Here is a 19010-nt window from a genome sequence, read left to right as displayed (position 1 = left end):
AGGAATCGCGCCCGTGACGCCGGCCGCCCACCCAGCGCGACGGCGCAGAAGCTTTCCCTGGCACCAACGCCTGGCTTTGCTGGCGGGGCTGACCGCCCTGTTCTACTTCGCCAGCGACATCGTGCTGCACCTGCTGGAGGAAGGCACCCATGTGCTGCTGGAATCCCTCGAAATGCTCATCGAGGAATTCTACGAGCACGTCCTGCACATGCACCGGCGCCAAGCGGAAATCTTCACCGTCTGGACCGGCACCACCCTCATAATCATCGTGTTGTACTTCACCGCGCGCAGCCTGATACGGCGCATTGTGCGCGCCTATATCCAAGCGCGCGACTGGTGCCTGGCCACGGTCGCGGCCCTGGTCGCCTGGCGGCGCACATGGAGCGAAGCGGATATCGCCATCCTGGCGGTGGCGGGCGGCGTGGTGGTTTTCACGCTGTTGGCCCTATTCCTCTGACATGACGGCGCTGCCTCTGGCCCACGCCTGCTTCGGCACAGGCGGACCGCCCGTGCTAATCATCCACGGCCTGCTGGGCAGCGGCCGCAACTGGCAAAGCGTCGCCCAGTCCCTCGCCGAACACCACCAGGTGGCCGTGCCCGACTTGCGCAACCACGGCGCCTCACCCCACGCCGACGCCATGGACTATCCGGCCATGGCCCGGGACGTGGAAGCGCTGCTGGATCGGCTGCAATGGCCTCGGGCGCACGTCATCGGCCACAGCATGGGCGGCAAAGTGGCCATGTATCTGGCCATGAGCCGGCCAGAGCGGGTGGCATCCCTGCTGGTGGCCGACATCGCCCCCAGCCATTACCCCGACCGCCACTCGCCCTACCTGGACGCCATGGAAACCTTGCCCCTGGCAACGCTGCGCAACCGCGCGCAAGCCGACACCCACCTGGCCGCCAGCATTCCCCAAGCGGCCGTGCGGCTGTTCCTGCTGCAAAACCTGGTAGCGGACAACGGCGGCTACCGCTGGCGCGCCAACCTGGCGGCGATCCGCGCCAACCTGCCGGCCGTGCTGGCCCCGCCGCACCTGAAAGCGCTGCCGCCCTACCCCGGCGAAACTTTGTTCCTGGCCGGCGCGGACTCGGACTATATCCAGCCGGAGCACTACCCCGCCATCGGCCACTGCTTCCCCCAAGCCCGCGTCCGCACCCTGCACGGCGCCGGCCACTGGCTGCACGTGGAGCAACCCACCGCGTTCCTCCAGGCGACGCGGGACTTTTTCGCGGCCGGACAGGCCTGAGCCGCTGGGGCTATAATTTCCCTTTCGGATTTTCGCGCGCCGACCAACGGCGCTCCCTCTAGCAACTTTGGAAACACTATGTCGCAAATCAAAAAAGCGGTTCTCGCCTATTCCGGCGGCCTGGACACCTCCGTCATCCTGACCTGGCTGCAGGAAAACTACCAGTGCGAGGTGGTCACGTTCACCGCCGACCTGGGCCAGGGCGAAGAACTGGAGCCGGCGCGCAGCAAAGCGCTGAAATTCGGCATCAAGCCGGAAAACATCTTCATCGACGATTTGCGCGAAGAATTCGTCCGCGACTTCGTCTTCCCCATGTTCCGCGCCAACACCGTCTACGAAGGCGAATACCTGCTGGGCACCTCCATCGCCCGCCCGCTGATCGCCAAGCGCCTCATCGACATCGCCAACCAGACCGGAGCGGACGCCATCTCCCACGGCGCTACCGGCAAGGGCAACGACCAGGTGCGCTTCGAACTGGGCGCCTACGCCCTGCGCCCGGACATCAAGATCATCGCCCCCTGGCGCGAATGGGACCTGCTGTCCCGGGAAAAGCTGCTGACCTACGCCGAACAGCACGGCATCCCCATCGAAATGAAGCACCGCCAGGGCGGCTCGCCCTATTCCATGGACGCCAACCTGCTGCACATCAGCTACGAAGGCCGCCACCTGGAAGACCCGAAAGCCGAGGCCGAGGAAGAAATGTGGCGCTGGACGGTTTCCCCGGAGGCCGCCCCGGATGAAGCCGAATACCTGGACATCGAGTACCAGCACGGCGATCCCGTCGCCCTCAACGGCAAGAAAATGGCCGCCCACGACATCCTCGCCGAACTCAACCGCCTGGGCGGCAAGCACGGCATCGGCCGGTTGGACCTGGTGGAAAACCGCTACGTCGGCATGAAATCGCGCGGCTGCTACGAAACCCCCGGCGGCACCATTTTGCTCAAGGCCCACCGCGCCATCGAATCCATCACCCTGGACCGGGAAGTGGCCCACCTGAAGGACGACTTGATGCCGCGCTACGCCAGCCTGATCTACAACGGCTACTGGTGGAGCCCGGAACGCAAGGCGTTGCAGGTGCTGATCGACCACACCCAGCAACGGGTCAACGGTTGGGTGCGGGTGAAGCTGTACAAGGGCAACGTCATCGTCAGCGGCCGCGATTCGGCCACCGACTCCTTGTTCGACAGCACCATCGCCACTTTCGAGGACGACGCCGGCGCCTACGACCAAAAGGACGCCGCCGGCTTCATCAAGCTCAACGCGCTGCGCATGCGCATCGCCGCCAAGAAAGGCACGAAGTTCGCTTAATCCTCCATCTCCCCGGCCCAAATCGTGCCTAAGTCGACGCCGGCCCGCCTGGCGTTGACCCTATGCTGCGAGAAGGGCCGGCAGAGCCCCCCGCCCCAATGCCGCCCAGGCGGCGCTGGGGCGGCGATCGGCGACGCCTTGCGGCACCGGCATTCGTTAGAGAGACGCTTATGACAGCCTGGCCGCCCCGCATTACGCTTTCCAACTTCAATCAGCTGTTTGAAGCCAGCCCCGCCCCCATCGCGATCGCGCGCCTCGACGACGGCGTTTTCGTCCAGGCCAACGACGCCTTCCTCCGATTGTACGGCTACTCCCTCGAAGAAATCATCGGCCACACCAGCACGGAGCTGGGGTTGTGGAGCAAGCAGGAGGAACGCGACAAGATCATCGAGTTGATCGAACGCCAGGGCCACGCCCACAACTTCATCCACGAATACCGTAACAAAGCCGGCAAGGTGGGACGCAGCATGGTCTCCCTGGACTTGATCGAGATCGACGGCACACCCCACATGCTGGGCGTCCTGACGGACCTGGCCGAGCTGGACCAAGCCCAAGCGGCCCTGGTAACCAGCGAAGAACGTTTGCGTTTTGCCCAACGGGCATCCGGCATCGGCGTTTGGGAATGGCTGCCCGATACGGATGCGGTTTATTGGACGACCGAAACCGAGGCGATGTTCGGCCTGCCTCCGGGAGGCTTCGGCGGAAACTACGACAGCTTTCTTGCGCTGGTGCACCCGACCGACCGAGACTTGATCACGCAACAACGGCAAGCCCTTTTGGCGACGGACGGCGTTTTCGAACTCGAATACCGTATTGTGCGGCCGGACGGTTCGATCCGATGGGTGCTGACGAAAGGAGCGCCGGAACGGGACGAAAGCGGCGCGTTGCTGCGCGTGGCCGGCCTGAACATCGACATGACCGAGCGCAAGCAAAGCGAATTGCGTTTGCAGCAAAGCCATGCCCGCATCCAGGCCATCATCGACGCCTCGCCTGTGCCGCTCGCCCTGAACGACGAGCAAGGAAACGTCAACTATCTCAACCCGGCTTTTACCAAAGCCTTCGGTTACGACTGCCACGACATCAAAACCGTGGAGGAATGGTGGCCGCAAGCCTATCCCGATACCCAGTATCGCCAGTGGGTAATGGATTCGTGGCGCAGTCGCATGGCTCTGGCGAAACACACCCGCCTGCCTTTTTCCCCGCTGGAAGTGAGGGTCGCCTGCAAGCACGGCGGCGAAAAAGTCGTTCTTGCGACGGCGACGACCTTGGATAACGCGTACGACAACGAGTACCTGGTGGTTCTCTATGACATCACCGAAAGAAAGCGCCTGGAAGCGGAGCGGGAAGAAAACACCAGGCGCTTGCACGCGGCGGTGCGGGGCGGCAGGGTCGCCTTGTGGGAGTGGGACCTGCGCACCGACGAAGTGCTCTATTCGGAAGAATGGAAAGCCCATCTGGGCTATGAGGAAGGCGAAATATCGAATTCGTTCGCCGAATGGCAAAGCCGCGTCCATCCCGAGGACTTGGGGCCGACGCTCCAAAAAGTCGATGCGTACTTGAAACGCCACGAATCCGCCTACACGGCGGAATTCCGCATGCGCCACAAGGATGGCTCTTACCGGTGGATTTTTTCCCAAGCGACCCTGGTGGCCGACGAGCAAGACAACCCTATACGTCTTTTGGGCTCCCATGTGGACATTACGGAAACCAAGGGAATTCAGAGCCGGTTATACGAAAGCGAAGAACGGTTGCGCCTGCTCATCGAGCACGCGCCGGTCGCCTTGGCCATGTTCGACCGAGAGATGCGTTACCTGGCGGTGAGCCGCGGCTGGTTGAATGATTTCGAGCTTGGCGATAGGGACATTATCGGCGTCTGCCATTATGAAATATTCCCCGACATTCCCGAGCGCTGGAAGGACATCCACCGCCGCGTCCTTGCGGGCGAGGTCGTCTCTTCGGACGACGACTACTACGAACGCGGGCAGGCAATAACCTACAGGCTGCGCTGGGAAGTCCGCCCATGGTACGCGGCCGACGGCAGCGTCGGCGGCATCGTCATCTTCAGCGAGGACATCACCACGCGCAAGCGGATGGAAGAGGCATTGCAGCAGGCCAATACCGAACTGGAGCACCGCGTCGCGGAACGAACGCGGGAATTGCGCCAATTGGCGGCGGAAACGACCTTGCTGGAAGAAAAGGAAAGGCAGCTCATCGCCCACGATTTGCACGACGACCTGGGGCAGTTGCTCTATGCCGCCAAGGTCAAGCTCGGCTTGCTGGCCAAATCCGCGGCAGACGGCCCGGCGGCGCAATTGGCCGGGGAGCTGGACGCGCTGTTGGCGGACGCCAGCACGCGGGTGCGCACGCTGACCGCGCAATTGAACCCGCCGGTATTGGAGCGGCTGGGCTTGATACCGGCCCTCGAATGGTTGGCGGAGCAAATGGAGCAGGTGTACGGCCTAACCGTGGAAGTGGAGGACGACGGCTTGCCCAAGCCGCTGTCGCCGGTGCAAGCCGCCATTTTGTTCCGCGCCGTGCGCGAACTGGTCATCAACGTCTTCAAGCACGCCCAATCGCCGATCGCCTTCATCCAGACCCGCCTAGAGCAGGGTCAAGTGGAGGTGCGGGTCTCCGACGAAGGGGCCGGCATCACCGACCTGGAAACGGCCTTATTGAACGCGAAGGGATCGGGGCTGGCCCGGTTGCGCGAACGCATCGGCTATTTAAGCGGCTCGACCACCATTGAATCGTCGCCCGGCGTCGGCACCGTCGTGGTCATGCGCTTGCCGCTGAACCAACCGCCGCCCGGCGAAGCGGAACAGCCGTGACGATCAAAATCGTGCTGGCGGACGACCACCGCATGTTCCGCGAAGCCATCCGCGCCTCCTTGCTGGCCGAGGGCGACTTCGCCATCCTCGCCGAAGCCGGCAGCGGCAGGGAAACATTCGCCGCCTTGCAACAGGCGGCGGCGGACATCCTGGTGCTGGATATCGCGCTGCCGGACATGAGCGGCATCGACGTCGCCCAGCAAGTGAGCCGCCAGTACCCGCGGATCGGCATCGTGGCGCTCTCCGGCTATTCGGACAAACTGTTCATCCAAGAAATGTTCAAGGCGGGGGCCAAAGGCTACGTGCTCAAATCGGCGGCGACGACGGAACTGTTGCTGTCGATTCGGGCCGTGCACCAGGGCAACCGCTTCTTGTGCAACGAGCTGACCGGCGTGGTACTGGGCCGCTTTGCCGAACAGGACGCCGACGGCTGCCCCCCGGTCTCGGTGCTCAGCCCGCGCGAGCGGCAAATTCTCGGCCTCTTGGCCAGCGGCAAGCGCGCCGCGGAAATCGCCCCGGCGCTGGGCATCTCCATCGCCACGGTGGAAGTGCACCGGCGCAATATCAAGGGCAAGCTCGGGGTTCGCACCACCGCCGAACTGACGCGTTACGCGATTCGCGAAGGCCTGATCACCGCTTAGGTCGTCCGCCGGCTACCTATTTCCGGGTAGCCCTTCTACCCAAATTCGAGAATTCCCCCCGTATTTGCCTTTGGCTAGGCTAGGTGGCTCTAGTTTCCATGAGGTAATCGGTGATGGCCGGTGTTTTTTGCGCACACGAAGGACCGGGGGCCGTTGTCCGTTGTCTAGCCTAGCCGCGAAACGCCCGCGGGCAGCCCATCGGCGCCGTCGACGGACGGGCCGCTGCGCATGAATATCCTGCTCGCCGACGATTCGCGCGCCACCGCCACGCCCACCATCCACTTCCTGACAACGCAAGGCTATCGGGTCACTCACGTGCTGAACGGCCAGGAAGCGCTGGCGGCGTATCAAGCCGACCGGCCCGACCTGGTGCTGATGGACGTGGTGATGCCGATCATGGACGGCATCGAAGCCACGCGCCGCATCAAGGGGCTGGGCGGCGCGCGCTGGGTGCCGCTCATGCTGATGACCGGCTTGTCGCAGCAGGACGAGATCGTGGCCGGCTTGGACGCCGGCGCGGACGACTACCTGATCAAGCCCATCAGTTTCCAGGTGTTGTCCGCCCGCATGCGCTCCATGCATCGCATCGCCACCATGCAGGACAGCCTGTTCGGCATCCTAGACAACGTCTACGAGGCGATCGTCACCATCGACGAAGCGGGCATCGTCCAAAGCTACAACACCGCCGGCGAGCGGATTTTCGGCTACAGCGCCGCCGAGGTCGTCGGACGCAACGTCAAGCTGCTGATGCCGCCGCCGTATGCGGAAGAGCACGACGGCTATTTGGCGCGCTACCTCCGCGAGCGAACGCCGCACGTCATCGGCACAGGGCGCACGGTGCGGGGACGCCGCAAGAACGGCGACGTGTTTCCCATGCGGTTGGCGATCACCGAGATCCGCCGCGCCGACGCCAGCCTGTTCATCGGCTTGCTGCGCGACGTTTCCGAAGAAGAAGCCGCGCGCAAGCGCATCGAATTCCTGGCTCTGCACGATCCCCTCACCCGCTTGGCCAATCGGGCGTATTTCAACGAAACCCTGGCGGGTTTGTCGGCCAAGCCCGGGGACGATCCGCACGCGCTGATATTCATCGACCTGGACGGCTTCAAGCCCATCAACGACCGGTTGGGACACGAAGCGGGCGACGAAGTGCTCAAAGTGGTTGCGGGCCGATTGAGCCACGCCCTGGCGCGCTGCGATTTCGTCGCCCGCCTGGGAGGCGACGAATTCGTCGCCATCGCCAAAAACGTCGGCTCGGCGCAAAACGCCAAACGCGTCGCCCAGCGTTTGCTGGAAGTCTTGTCCGTCCCCATGACGCTGCAGGGAGCCACCTGTCGCGTGGGCGCCAGCATCGGCGTGGCCCTGTTGGGGCGGGGCATGGACACCGGCATGGCGCTGAACGCCGCGGACAGCGCCATGTACGCCGCCAAGCGCGACGGCAAAGGGCGAGTCGCCCTGGCGGGAGAGGCATCGCCGTGACCGCATCCGCCCCGCCGGCGATCCGGGTGATCGCGCTAGGCCAATTCGCCGATCCGATTCCGCCCTTGGCGCCGCGTCTCGCCGCTTTGAACATCGCCCCCCACCACTGCCCCGGCCTGGAGTCGCTGCCGCCGGCCCAAGGCGCGCGCGACGTGTTGCTGACGGATATGGATTGGCTATCCCGCCTGGACGAAGGCCAGCGCGCCGCCCTGTGCCGGCGCGCGGCGCAGGCGGGGGAGTGGATCGTGCTGACCTCCGGCGGCGCCGGGCTCGAGGAGCGACTGGAATGGCTGCGTGCCGGCGCGGGCCGCGCCCTCCCGAAGCCCTTGGACGGCGAGCGGCTTGCCTCTTGGCTTGAAGAACTGCACGAGCGGTGGATCGGGCCTCCGGTGCGGGTGATTTTGCTGGACAATGACGCAACGGCGCAGGCCTATTACGGAGAGGGCCTGCGAACCGCCGGCATAGAGGTGCAGACGCTGCGGGACCCCATGCGGGTGCTGGAACGTCTCGACGCCTTCCAGCCCGACGTGCTGCTGCTGGAAATCGAGACGCCCGGCTGCCGCGGGCCGGAACTGGCACGGCTGCTGCGCCAGCACGCCCGCTACGAGGGCTTGCCCATCCTGTACCTCGCCGCCATGGACCATTTGCAGGAATGGGTAGAGACTGCGTCCTCCGCCGCCGAGGCCTTTCTCGCCAAGCCGGCGCGCTTGGAGCTGCTGGCGGCCACCGTCCGCGCCCACGCTTTGCGCTATCGCTCCCAGCGGCGGGCGGACGAGGCACAGCGAGAGCGGGAAGCCCTTTCGCTGCGGCGTTTGGAGCGGTTGAACCGGGCCATCGACGAGCACGCCATCGTCAGCGTCGCCGACGCCCAAGGCAACATCGTCCACGTCAACGACCGTTTCTGCGCCATCAGCGGCTACGACCACGACGAATTGCTCGGCCGCAATCATCGCATCGTCAAATCCGCCCATCATCCCGCCCGGTTTTACCGGGATTTGTGGCAAACCATCGCGTCGGGGCAGGCGTGGCACGGCGAAATCTGCAACCGCCGCAAGAACGGCGAGCTGTATTGGGTGGAAGCCAGCATCGTGCCGCTGGCCAACGGCGACGGCGCGCCCCACGAATACATTTCCATCCGCACAGACATCACCGCCCTGAAGCGCAACCAAGCGGCCCTGCACGAGAGCGACGAACGGCTGCGCCGCAGCCAGGTGTTCGCCAATATCGGCACCTGGGACTGGAACATCGTCAGCGGCGAACTCTACTGGTCGGAACGGATCGCCCCCCTGTTCGGCTACCCCGCGGACGAACAGGATGTCCGCTACGAAAAGTTCTTAGCCGCCGTCCATCCCGAGGATCGTCCCCTCGTGACGAAGGCGGTGGACGCCTGCATCGCCGACGACGTTCCCTACGAGATCGAACACCGCGTGGTATGGCCCGACGGCACGGTGCGCTGGCTGCTGGAACGCGGCGCCGCGGTGCGCGACGCCGCGGGCCGGCCCTCGCATATGCTGGGCGTGGTGCAGGACATCGACGCGCGCAAGCGCGCCGAGTTGGCGCTGAGCGAACGGGAAAAGCTCTTGCGCGAAGCCCAGTCCCTGGCCCATATCGGCAACTGGCACGCCAACCTGGTCAGCGGCGAGCTGATTTGGTCCGACGAGATCTACCGCATTTTCGGCTACGAGCCGGGCGCGATCAGGCCCAGCCTCGAGGTGTTCTTCGCCGCCGTGCATCCCGACGACCGCCAGCGCGTGCGCGACAGCGAAGAGCGAGCGGCGCACACCGGCTGCCACGATGTGGTGCACCGCATCGTGCGTCCCGACGGCAGCGTGCGCCATGTGCACGAATTGGCCCGCGGGGCGGTGGATGGCGACGGCCGCCTGGTGGGGCTCACCGGCACCGTGCAGGACATCACCGAGCGGATCGAGACGGAGGCGCGCCTGCGGGAAAGCGAGGAACGTTTCGCCTTCGCCATCGAGGGCGCCGACGAAGGCGTGTGGGATTGGCACATTCCCAGCGGCGCCTTGTCGCTGTCCGGCCGTTACGAAACCATGCTCGGCTACGCCAAGGGCGAGATGCCGCCAGCCATCGAGTCCTGGGCGGCCAACGTCCATCCCGAAGACATCGAACGAGCCCGGCAATACCTGGAGGATTACCTGGCCGGGCGCATAGACCGGTACGCCATCGATTTGCGCCTGCGCTGCAAGGACGGCGACTACAAATGGATACTCTGCCGCGGCATCGTCGCGGCGCGGGACGACGCCGGCCAACCGCTGCGCATGATCGGCGTGCACACCGACATCGGCGAGCGCAAAGCGGCCGAGCAAGCGCTCATCGACGCCCGCAACGAAGCCGACCGGGCCAATCAGGCCAAATCGGAATTCCTCTCCAACATGAGCCATGAGTTGCGCACGCCCCTAAACGCCATACTCGGCTTCACTCAGCTGCTGCAAGACGACGAAAACCTGAGCGAGGATCAGCAGGATAGCCTGCAGGCGGTGATCAAGGCGGGCCAGCATTTGCTGGGACTGATCAACGAAGTTCTGGATCTCGCCAAGGTCGAGGCCGGCCACGTCGACCTGACCCTGGAACCGGTGGCGGTCGCCCCGCTGATCCACGAATGCCTGGACCTTGTGGCGCCCCAGGCGGACCGATGCGCCGTGACCTTGGAACAAGCCGGCAGCGGCGAAGCGTTCGTGCGCGCCGACCGCACGCGCATGAAGCAGGTTCTGCTCAACCTCCTGTCCAACGCCATCAAATACAACCGCGAGGGAGGCAGCGTCCAGATCGATGTGCAACCGGCGGAGAGGGGACATTGGCGCATCGGCGTGAGCGATACCGGCCCGGGCATTCCGGCCGAGCGGCTGGGCGAATTGTTCCAGCCGTTCAATCGCTTGGGCGCGGAAAGCAATGCCATCGAAGGCACCGGCATCGGCCTGGTCATCACGCGCCGCCTGGTGGAGATGATGGGAGGCTCCATCGGCGTGGAAAGCACGGTCGGCGTCGGCACCCGCTTCTCCATTCATTTGCCGGCCGCCTGGCCGACGGCGGCGGAAGCGGGCTCAAGCCATGGCCTCGATTCGGAAGCGGCTTCCCCGACGGCGGCGGAGCGCCAGGCCACCGTGCTGTATATCGAGGACAACCCCACCAACCTCAAACTGGTGACACGAATTTTCGCCCGCCGCCGCCAGATACGCCTGCTGACCGCCCTTACCCCGGAACAGGGTATCCAATTGGCGACGGCCCACCGGCCGGACTTGATTTTACTGGATATCAATATGCCCAGCATGACCGGCTACGAAGTGCTTGGCGCATTGAGGAAACAGGCCGAACTCGTTGCGGTGCCCATCGTCGCCGTAACAGCCAATGCCATGCAGCGGGACATAGAACGCGGCATCAAAGCGGGATTTGCCCGATACCTAACCAAACCGTTCGTTATTTCGGAGTTTTTAGAAACCGTGGATAGTTTGCTGACTCGTACCTGCAGAAAGTATTCGGCCATCTAATATCAAGCAGCGGACTATTGCCATGGACTATTCGCGCAAAGCCATTCGCGTTATTTACATCGAATATTTTTCCCATTTATTCGAGAGCTGCCCCCGGGCGTTGCTGGAAGACATCCGCAAAGCGATAGATCCCGTCGCCGGAACCCTGGCCGAAACCTTTTACCGTTTCATGCTCAATGACACGGAAGCCAGCCGGTTTCTCGATCATGTCCTGGTTCACCGGCATCTGCACGATTCCATGACACGCTGGCTACAGGAGCTGTTCGTCTGGCGCGGCCCGGAAGAAATCGCCCGGTTCGTGGACACGCAGTTGCACGTCGGCGAAGTGCATGCCCGCGTCGATTTGCCGCCGCATATTCTGAATTTGGGCTTCCGCGTGCTCAAGGCGGCGTTAGCCGAACAGCTGAAAGAGGCCTATCGGAACTCCCCGGAGCGCCTGGCCGAAGCATTGGCAAAAACGCATGCCCTGGTGGACATCGCCAGCGCAGTGATGAACGAAAGCTATTTCGGCGACATCATGACCACGGAAAGGCAAGCCCAGGCCTTGCAAGCGCAAGTGGTGGGACAGAACCTCGTCGTCCGCATCGAACGGATTCGCGCCGATATTTTCGATTGGCAACGGCGCATCGTGACCAAGCTGCACCAGAACAAGGCCGCGGAACTGGAGCAATTGCCCAGCGCCGTGCATTCCGATTTCGGACTGTGGATCACCCACAAGGCCAGCCTGTTTTTCAGCGGCTCCGCCGAGCTGGCCAAGCTGGAACTGTATTTGCGGCAGCTCGACGAGCTGGTGCCCTCGATGGCGGAGGCGCGTTCATCGAACGATGGCGGGGCGACGTTGGATGATGCGATACAAAAACTGGATTCGCTGGTTACCCGCATTTCCTGGCTGCTGTCTTCCCTGGCCGAGCGCTACGCGGAAGCCGATGCGGGACGCGATACGCTGACGCGGCTATTCAACCGGCGCTTTCTCGATCCGATTTTGCAGCGCGAAACGCGCCACAGCCTGCGTACCGGCTCCCGCTACGCGTTGTTGCTGGTGGACTTGGATCACTTCAAGCGGGTGAACGACAGCTACGGCCATGAGGCGGGCGATTGCGTGTTGCGGCAGTGCGCGGAATTGCTGCAAAGCCATATCCGGGCCGGGGATTTCTTGTTCCGCTACGGCGGCGAAGAGTTCCTCATCGTCATGGTCGATGTGCAGCCGTCCCAGGCGGAACATGTCGCGGACAAGCTGGTCGAGCTGAGCCGGCGGAAACGCTATCGCGTGAATCGGGATACCGAAATCGGCGTCACCATCAGCCTCGGCGTCGCTATACACGATGGCCACCCGGATTTCGGCACATTGCTGGCGCAGGCGGATCGAGCGCTTTACCGAGCGAAAAACAGCGGCCGCGACCGTTACGTCGTTGCCGATGCCGCCGAGGCGGAAGATCGATGAAATGAGCGATTTGGCTCCCGGTAAAGCCCGAATTTTCATTGTCGACGACAAGGCCGCCAATTTGCGGCGGCTGGAGGAAATGCTGACGGAGGAAGGTTACGGCCGGATTGTTTTGATAGCGGATTCGCGCCAAGTGCTGGACCGCTACCAGGAAGCGCGCCCGGACCTGATATTGCTGGCGATCCACCTGCGTCATCGCGACGGTTTTGAAGTCATGCGGCAGATCAAGGCGCTACGCGATCCCCTGTCGCCCCCTATCGTGATGCTGGCGGGCCGGCGCGGCGAGAACGATTTGGTCCAGGCATTGGCTGCCGGCGCCAGCGATTTGGTCGCCAAGCCTTTCGACGGGGTTGCCCTGCTGCTGCGGGTACGCAATCTGCTGGCGGCGCAATTGGCTCACCGCTCGCTCCATGCCCAGAAAGCGGTGCTGGAGGCAAGCATGCGGGGCCGCACCGAGGACGTGTCCCGATCTGCCTTGCAGGTGGTGCACCGTCTGGGACGAGCCGTAGGGTATCGCGACAGCCGAGCCGGCCCGAGCATTGCCCGTATCGGCGAGTATTCGGCGCTATTGGCCGAGGCCGCCGGATGGAGCAGCGCCGATTGCGAACTAATGTGGCACGCCAGTTCCATGCACGACATCGGGAACATCGGCATTCCCGACACCGTTTTGTTCAAGCCGGGGAAATTCGAGCCGCACGAATGGGCCATTATGAAAAACCACGCGGCCATCGGCGCCTACATTCTCGAGGACGGCGATTCGGACTTGTTGCGTATGGCCCACGCGATCGCCTTGAACCATCACGAAAAATGGGATGGCGGCGGTTATCCGCGCCGGCTGGCGGGCGAGGCGATTCCCCTGGCCGCCCGCATCGTCGCCGTGGCCGACGTGTTCGATGCGCTAACGTCGCCGCGGCTATACCGGCCAGCCTGGCCGGTGGAGCGGGCCGTGGCCTATTTGAGGAACAATGCCGGCACCCATTTCGATCCCGCCGTTATTGGATTGTTCATGGCGCATTTGGAAAAAGCGATCGCCCTATGGGCAAGACACCGCGAACCTGGATATGTTCACCGAGTCCCGACGAAACGCCCCCGATGAAACGGTTGCCCGGCTTGTGCGGTTCCATCGCGTTTCGTCGGTTCGCTGGAAACTTTTTAGACGTTGGTATGGCTTTGGCGGCGGATGAATCCGTCGCCGAGGAAAGCGGCTTAAAAAGCCACACTGAGGCTTGGCAACGGTATTACGCATGAGAAAAAATCTTCCCGTAACGGACAAAGAAGCGCCTTTTCCGAAAGAACAGTATCTCGTATCCAAAACGGACGAAAAAGGAATCATCGTTTATGCCAACGATGCGTTCGTAAAAATCAGCGGCTTTTCCCGTAAAGAACTAATCGGCCAAAGCCACAATATCGTCCGGCATCCCGACATGCCGCCCCAAGCTTTCGGGGACTTATGGCGCACGGTAAAAGCGGGAAAGCCCTGGCAAGGTTTGGTGAAAAACCGGACGAAAGACGGCGATTTTTATTGGGTGGATGCGTTCGTCATCCCCACGCGGCAAAACGGCGAGATCGTCGGCTATATGTCGGTGCGCTCCGAGCCGGCGCGCAAGGACATCCAGGCGGCCGAGGCGCTTTATCGCCAACTGAACCAGTCCAACCGGCCTTTGCCGAAAGCGAAGGCCGGGGTGTCGGGCACGTTGAAGGCGCGCATCGGCGCGGTGGTGGCCGTTGCGGCCGTGGTGATGGCGCTCATCGCCTGGGTGGGATTCAGCGGCATCCGGCAAGGCAATCGCTTTTTGCTGGAGGCGTATGAACAGCAGGCGGAACCGCTGTATGCGGTACAGGATGCCCTGGCGCAAATGGATGCCGCCTACAAGCACGTCGCGTTGGGCGTCATGCACGATCCGGCGGGCGCTGCGGCGAAGCAGCACGATCACCCTTTGTCCCAGCATACGGACAAGATCGACGACAAAATCGAGGGGATTCGCGCCGCCCACGGCGTTTTGCGGAAAGCCCTCGACGATGCCGAGGCCCAGGCGTTGGTGGCGGCGTTTCAGGCGACCGGAGAATCCTATATCCGCGACGCCTTGTTGCCGGCCAAGGCGTCGCTCGAGGCCGGGCAGTACCAGGTCGCGTCGGAGCTGATGGAAGGCAAGCTGTTCCTCCTTTACGAGGAGGCCAAAGCCAAAGGCCAGGTGTTGCGCCGGCACATACTTCAAACGATGGAGCAGCGGCGGGAGGAATCGGCCAAGAGCTACCACAGCGCGGTTTACGGACTAGGAGGAATCGCTTTGGGCGGCCTGCTGATCTCGCTGGCTTTGTCGCTGGGGCAGCTGCGGGCGATCATGCGGCCGATAGAAGAGGTCGTCGCTTATTTCAACCGCATGGCTGAAGGCATTTTGACCGATCGAATCGACATTTCCCGGCGCGACGAGTTCGGCGACATTTACGGCTCGCTGGCGGTCATGCAAACCAGCATCAAGGTCATGCTGGACAACATCCGCGATGCGGTGGCGGCGTTGCGGCAGAACGGCGCCGATTTGGACGCGCAAATGTTCCTGGTGACCATGCAGTCCCAGAATCAGCAGCGGCAGGTGGAGAGTGTGGTCGCCACCACCGAGCAGTTCACCCAGGCCGTGGTCGAAGTGGCGCATAGCGCGCGCTGCACCGCGGACGCCGCCGGCGACTCCCGGCAACTGGTGGCGGCCTGCAATGCCAGCATGTCCCAAGGGATGGCGGCCAATATGCGAGTGGTCGGCACCGTCAACGATTCCAGCCGGATTATCGGCGCCCTGAGCCAGAGCATCCAGAAGATCGGCGACATGACCGGCGCCATCAAGGAAATTGCCGACCAGACCAATCTGCTGGCGCTCAACGCCGCCATCGAAGCGGCCAGGGCCGGAGAATCCGGGCGGGGGTTCGCCGTGGTGGCGGACGAAGTGCGCAAGCTCGCCATCAGCACCGCCGGCAGCACCGCGGACATTACCGCCTTGGTAACGGAAATCCGCAGCATCGCCGGCAGTGCGGTAAGCTCTATGAACTCGGCCGTGAGCGAAGTGGACGAAGGCGTGTCTATGATGCGGGCCAGCGTCGACGAGCTGGACCAAATCACCGCCGCCAGCAAGGAAGTCTCCGAAATGTCGCAACGCATTTCCGAGGCCGCCGGCGAGCAGGCAAAGGCCGGAGAAATCGTGGCTTCCAGCATGATGGACGTCGCCCAGCTGGTGGAACAAAACACCACGGTGGCGCAACAGGCCTTCCAGCTTTCCAAGGACTTGCTGCAAACCTCGGAGCGAATGCGGGCGCTGATCGGAGAATTCCGTCTATTCGAGTCTAAACTGGATAGTAAGGATCCCCTGCCGCAGCAACCCGCAGGTGAATTTATCGAATTTTAACGAACGCGAGCCGGCCTATGGCGGGGCGGCTGCGGCTTCGCGCGCCGCTTTCCGTATCGCAGAGTAGCGAACGCTTGCTTGGAACCGTCATTGCCCGTCGCATGAAGCGTCTGCCAGACATGGTCGCCACCGGCGGCCATGCCCCCCGACCACCCCGTATCGAATGCCCGATGACAATTAGTCCCAAACTGTTGACTACCAAACAGGAGCGAACCTACCTGGCTTTGGCGCTGGTGGGTTCCATTTTTTTCGGTGAAATCGCGGTGATGCTGCTGCTTATGCACATCCCGCCCCTCAACCCCATCGTCGAGGCTCTGATTGACGCGACGACGCTGGTGATCCTGGTTTTCCCCACCCTGTACTTTTTCGTGTTTCGCCCTATGGCGATGCACATCAAGGCGCTCAAGCGCGCCGAACTGGAACTGCGCGTCGCCGCCACCGCCTTCGAATCCCAGGAAGGCATGATCATCACCGATGCCGACTGCGTGATCCTCCGGGTCAACCAGGCCTTCACCGACATCACCGGCTATACGGCCGAGGAAGCCATCGGCAGGAAAATGAACCTGCTCAAATCGGGACGCCACGACGCGGCCTTTTACAAAGCCATGTGGCAAAGCATCGCCGACACGGGAAGCTGGCAAGGGGAAGTCTGGAACCGGCGCAAAAACGGCGAAATTTACCCGGAATGGCTCACCATCACGGCGGTTTACGACGCCACCGGCACCACCAGCCACTATGTCGGCACGCTGACCGACATCACCGCGCGAAAATCGGCGGAAGACGAAATCCGCAATCTGGCGTTTTTCGACCCGCTGACCCAACTGCCCAACCGCATGCTGCTGGCCGACCGCATGCGCCAAACCCTGGCGCGCGCACGCCGCACCGGCGAGCTGATCGCCGTCTGCATGCTCGACCTGGACGGCTTCAAGGCCGTCAACGACAGTCTGGGCCATCACGCCGGCGACCAACTGCTGCGCGAAGTGGCGCAACGCCTATTGGATTGCATCCGCCAGGAAGACACCGCCGCTCGCCTCGGCGGGGACGAGTTCGCCCTGCTGCTCGGCGGCTTCCAGACGAACGGCGCGTGCGAGCAAACCCTCGGCCGCATCGTCAGCCTGGTGGCCAATCCCTACCAAGTGGCCGGACAGAGCGCCAAAGTCTCCGCCAGCATCGGCGTTACCCTCTATCCCAGCGACGGCAGCGCTCCCGACCTGCTGTTGCGCCACGCCGACCAATCCATGTACGAGGCGAAACAGGCCGGCAAAAACCGCTATCACATCTTCGATCCCAGCATCGATCAGCGCCAACACGCCAAACAAAGCACCCTCAAAAAAATCGGCAAGGCGCTGAACGCCGGACAGTTCGTTCTTTATTACCAACCCCAGGTCGATTGCCGCCGCGGCAAAGCGGTGGGCGCCGAAGCCTTGGTGCGCTGGAACCACCCGATACTGGGCCTGCTGGGACCGTCCGAGTTCATACCGCTGCTGGAGCACGACGACCTGATCGTCGAACTGGGCGAATGGGTGATACAGGAAGCGTCGCGGCAATTGCGCGAATGGCTCGACGACGGCTTCGACCTTAAAATCAGCGTCAATATTTCCGCCCGCCAACTGCATCAAAAGGAATTCACGCAACGCCTGCGGGAACTGCTCGCCCAGCACGGCGCGGACGTCGTCGGCCGGCTGGAGCTGGAAATCGTCGAAACGGCGGCGCTGGAGGACGTCAACGCCGTGGCGGACGCCATCCGCGCTTGCCAAGCCATGGGCATCGGCATCGCGCTGGACGATTTCGGCACCGGCTTTTCCTCGCTGGTGCACTTGAAACGCCTCGCCGCCGACATCCTGAAAATCGACCAAAATTTCGTGTTCGGCATGCTCGACGACCCGGGCGACCTCGCCATCGTGGAGGGCGTCATCGGCTTGGCGGCCTCCTTCCGGCGCGGCGTGATCGCCGAAGGCGTGGAAAGCATCGATCACGTTTTCATGCTGATGGGGCTAGGCTGCGATGTCATGCAGGGTTACGCCCTCGCCCGCCCCATGCCGGCGGAACGCATGCCGGTATGGCTCAAGGCTTTCACGCCCGATCCCCTGTGGGAACTGGCCGGCGCGTCGCGCCCCTCGCGGGATTATTTCGAACTGCTGCTGGCGGAAGCCAACCATCGCCACTGGATCGAACAAGTCGTCGCCCAACGCAGCAATCCCCAACACAACCAGGAGCAAGAGCGCGAATCGCTGGCGGATCACCGGCAATGCCGTTTCGGCTGCTGGTATTATCGGGAAGGCATGCGCCGCTTCCGCAATTTAAGCGAGTTCCAGGCCATCGACGCGGTACACCGGAACATACACGAAAGCGCGCTGCGTTTGAGCGAATACCGGCAAGCCGGCCAAGCCAGCGAGGCCCTTGCCGAAGAAAACCATTTGCTGACGCAACAACTCGACTTGATCGCGCTCCTGCGGCGGCTTCGCGTCGTGCTGGCCGATGAATTGCGGGGCAAAAGCCCCGATTGAAACAGAAGGGAACCGAACCATGGCCGACCATGACCCCATCATTTGGGACAACACGCTCGTCACCGGCATCGACATCATCGACGAGCAACACCGCATCCTCGTCAACACCCTCAACGACGCCAACGCCAAACTGACGACCGACGTCGGCGCCGCGTTTTTGGAGCAGATCACCCACGACCTTCTCGGCTATGCCTTATACCACTTCGAAACCGAAGAGGAATTGATGCACGAATACGGCTACGGCCAGGACCATCCCGGCGACGCCGATACCCACACGCGGCAACATCGCGAATTTTCCGCCAAGGTGGTCGCCGCGCGGGAAAGCCTCAAAAAAGGGCAGCCGATTTCACGAACGGAGTTGCTCGCCTTCCTCAACGGCTGGCTGGTCAACCATATCCTCAACACCGACAAGCAACTGGCCGCGTTTCTGCTGGCATCGGCCCAATATCGGCAGAAACACGCGCATACCGATTAAACGGAAAGCCAGCCGCGCCAAGCGCCCGTCCCATGATCCTAGGCCCAGCGCCGACCCACCGACAAACGATGTAAGCCAAGGCTTACGCCGTGTAAACTTTGGCCGACTTGCCGGCCACCACCGACCGGCGCTAGCGTATGCGGCTGGTAACAGGGAAGAAAAACCAGCGCCAGGGACGGCCAAGCGCCC

The 19010-nt window shown here is 63.0% G+C and carries 12 protein-coding genes; all 12 read left to right on the top strand.

All coding sequences use genetic code 11. The features are described 5' to 3' along the window. Positions 1-13 precede the first annotated feature (13 nt). The 12 genes from K5607_RS02630 to K5607_RS02565 all read left to right on the top strand — a co-directional run bounded on the left by K5607_RS02630 (position 14) and on the right by K5607_RS02565 (position 18821). Positions 14-457, top strand: coding sequence for a hypothetical protein (locus K5607_RS02630; RefSeq protein ID WP_156303071.1), 444 nt, complete (start codon positions 14-16; stop codon positions 455-457). A 1-nt stretch (position 458) separates the two neighbouring features. Beyond that, a complete protein-coding gene (locus K5607_RS02625) occupies positions 459-1247 on the top strand; it encodes an alpha/beta fold hydrolase (protein WP_221048103.1) in 789 nt (262 codons plus the stop codon). Between the two features lie 78 nt (positions 1248-1325). Further along, positions 1326-2555: an argininosuccinate synthase gene (locus K5607_RS02620; RefSeq protein ID WP_221048102.1), complete on the top strand. Its 1230-nt coding sequence runs from the start codon at positions 1326-1328 to the stop codon at positions 2553-2555. A 170-nt stretch (positions 2556-2725) separates the two neighbouring features. Further along, positions 2726-5383 carry a sensor histidine kinase gene (locus tag K5607_RS02615; protein WP_221048101.1) on the top strand — a complete coding sequence of 886 codons (2658 nt, stop codon included), beginning with the start codon at positions 2726-2728 and terminating at the stop codon, positions 5381-5383. Then, positions 5380-6024 carry a response regulator gene (locus K5607_RS02610; protein ID WP_221048100.1) on the top strand — a complete coding sequence of 215 codons (645 nt, stop codon included), beginning with the start codon at positions 5380-5382 and terminating at the stop codon, positions 6022-6024. Before K5607_RS02615 ends, K5607_RS02610 begins: the two co-directional genes overlap by 4 nt. 228 nt (positions 6025-6252) lie before the next feature. Further along, on the top strand, positions 6253-7500 hold the full coding sequence (locus K5607_RS02605) for a GGDEF domain-containing response regulator (RefSeq protein WP_221048099.1): 1248 nt from the start codon (positions 6253-6255) through the stop codon (positions 7498-7500). Continuing rightward, positions 7497-11006 carry a PAS domain-containing protein gene (locus K5607_RS02600; protein WP_221048098.1) on the top strand — a complete coding sequence of 1170 codons (3510 nt, stop codon included), beginning with the start codon at positions 7497-7499 and terminating at the stop codon, positions 11004-11006. Before K5607_RS02605 ends, K5607_RS02600 begins: the two co-directional genes overlap by 4 nt. A 22-nt stretch (positions 11007-11028) precedes the next feature. Next, positions 11029-12447: a GGDEF domain-containing protein gene (locus tag K5607_RS02595; RefSeq protein ID WP_054773196.1), complete on the top strand. Its 1419-nt coding sequence runs from the start codon at positions 11029-11031 to the stop codon at positions 12445-12447. Position 12448: 1 nt separating this feature from the next. Next, positions 12449-13543: an HD-GYP domain-containing protein gene (locus K5607_RS02590; RefSeq protein ID WP_221048097.1), complete on the top strand. Its 1095-nt coding sequence runs from the start codon at positions 12449-12451 to the stop codon at positions 13541-13543. Between the two features lie 148 nt (positions 13544-13691). Then, positions 13692-15839, top strand: a complete 2148-nt coding sequence (locus K5607_RS18000; RefSeq protein WP_054773197.1) for a methyl-accepting chemotaxis protein — start codon at positions 13692-13694, stop codon at positions 15837-15839. Positions 15840-16030: 191 nt separating this feature from the next. Continuing rightward, a complete protein-coding gene (locus tag K5607_RS02570; RefSeq protein ID WP_221048096.1) occupies positions 16031-18346 on the top strand; it encodes an EAL domain-containing protein in 2316 nt (771 codons plus the stop codon). 19 nt (positions 18347-18365) lie between these two features. Beyond that, a complete protein-coding gene (locus tag K5607_RS02565; RefSeq protein ID WP_054773203.1) occupies positions 18366-18821 on the top strand; it encodes a bacteriohemerythrin in 456 nt (151 codons plus the stop codon). Positions 18822-19010 lie beyond the last annotated feature (189 nt).

The organism is Methylogaea oryzae (genome assembly GCF_019669985.1).
Taxonomy (GTDB): Bacteria; Pseudomonadota; Gammaproteobacteria; order Methylococcales; family Methylococcaceae; genus Methylogaea; species Methylogaea oryzae.
This window is presented reverse-complemented; position numbering and strand designations above follow the sequence as displayed.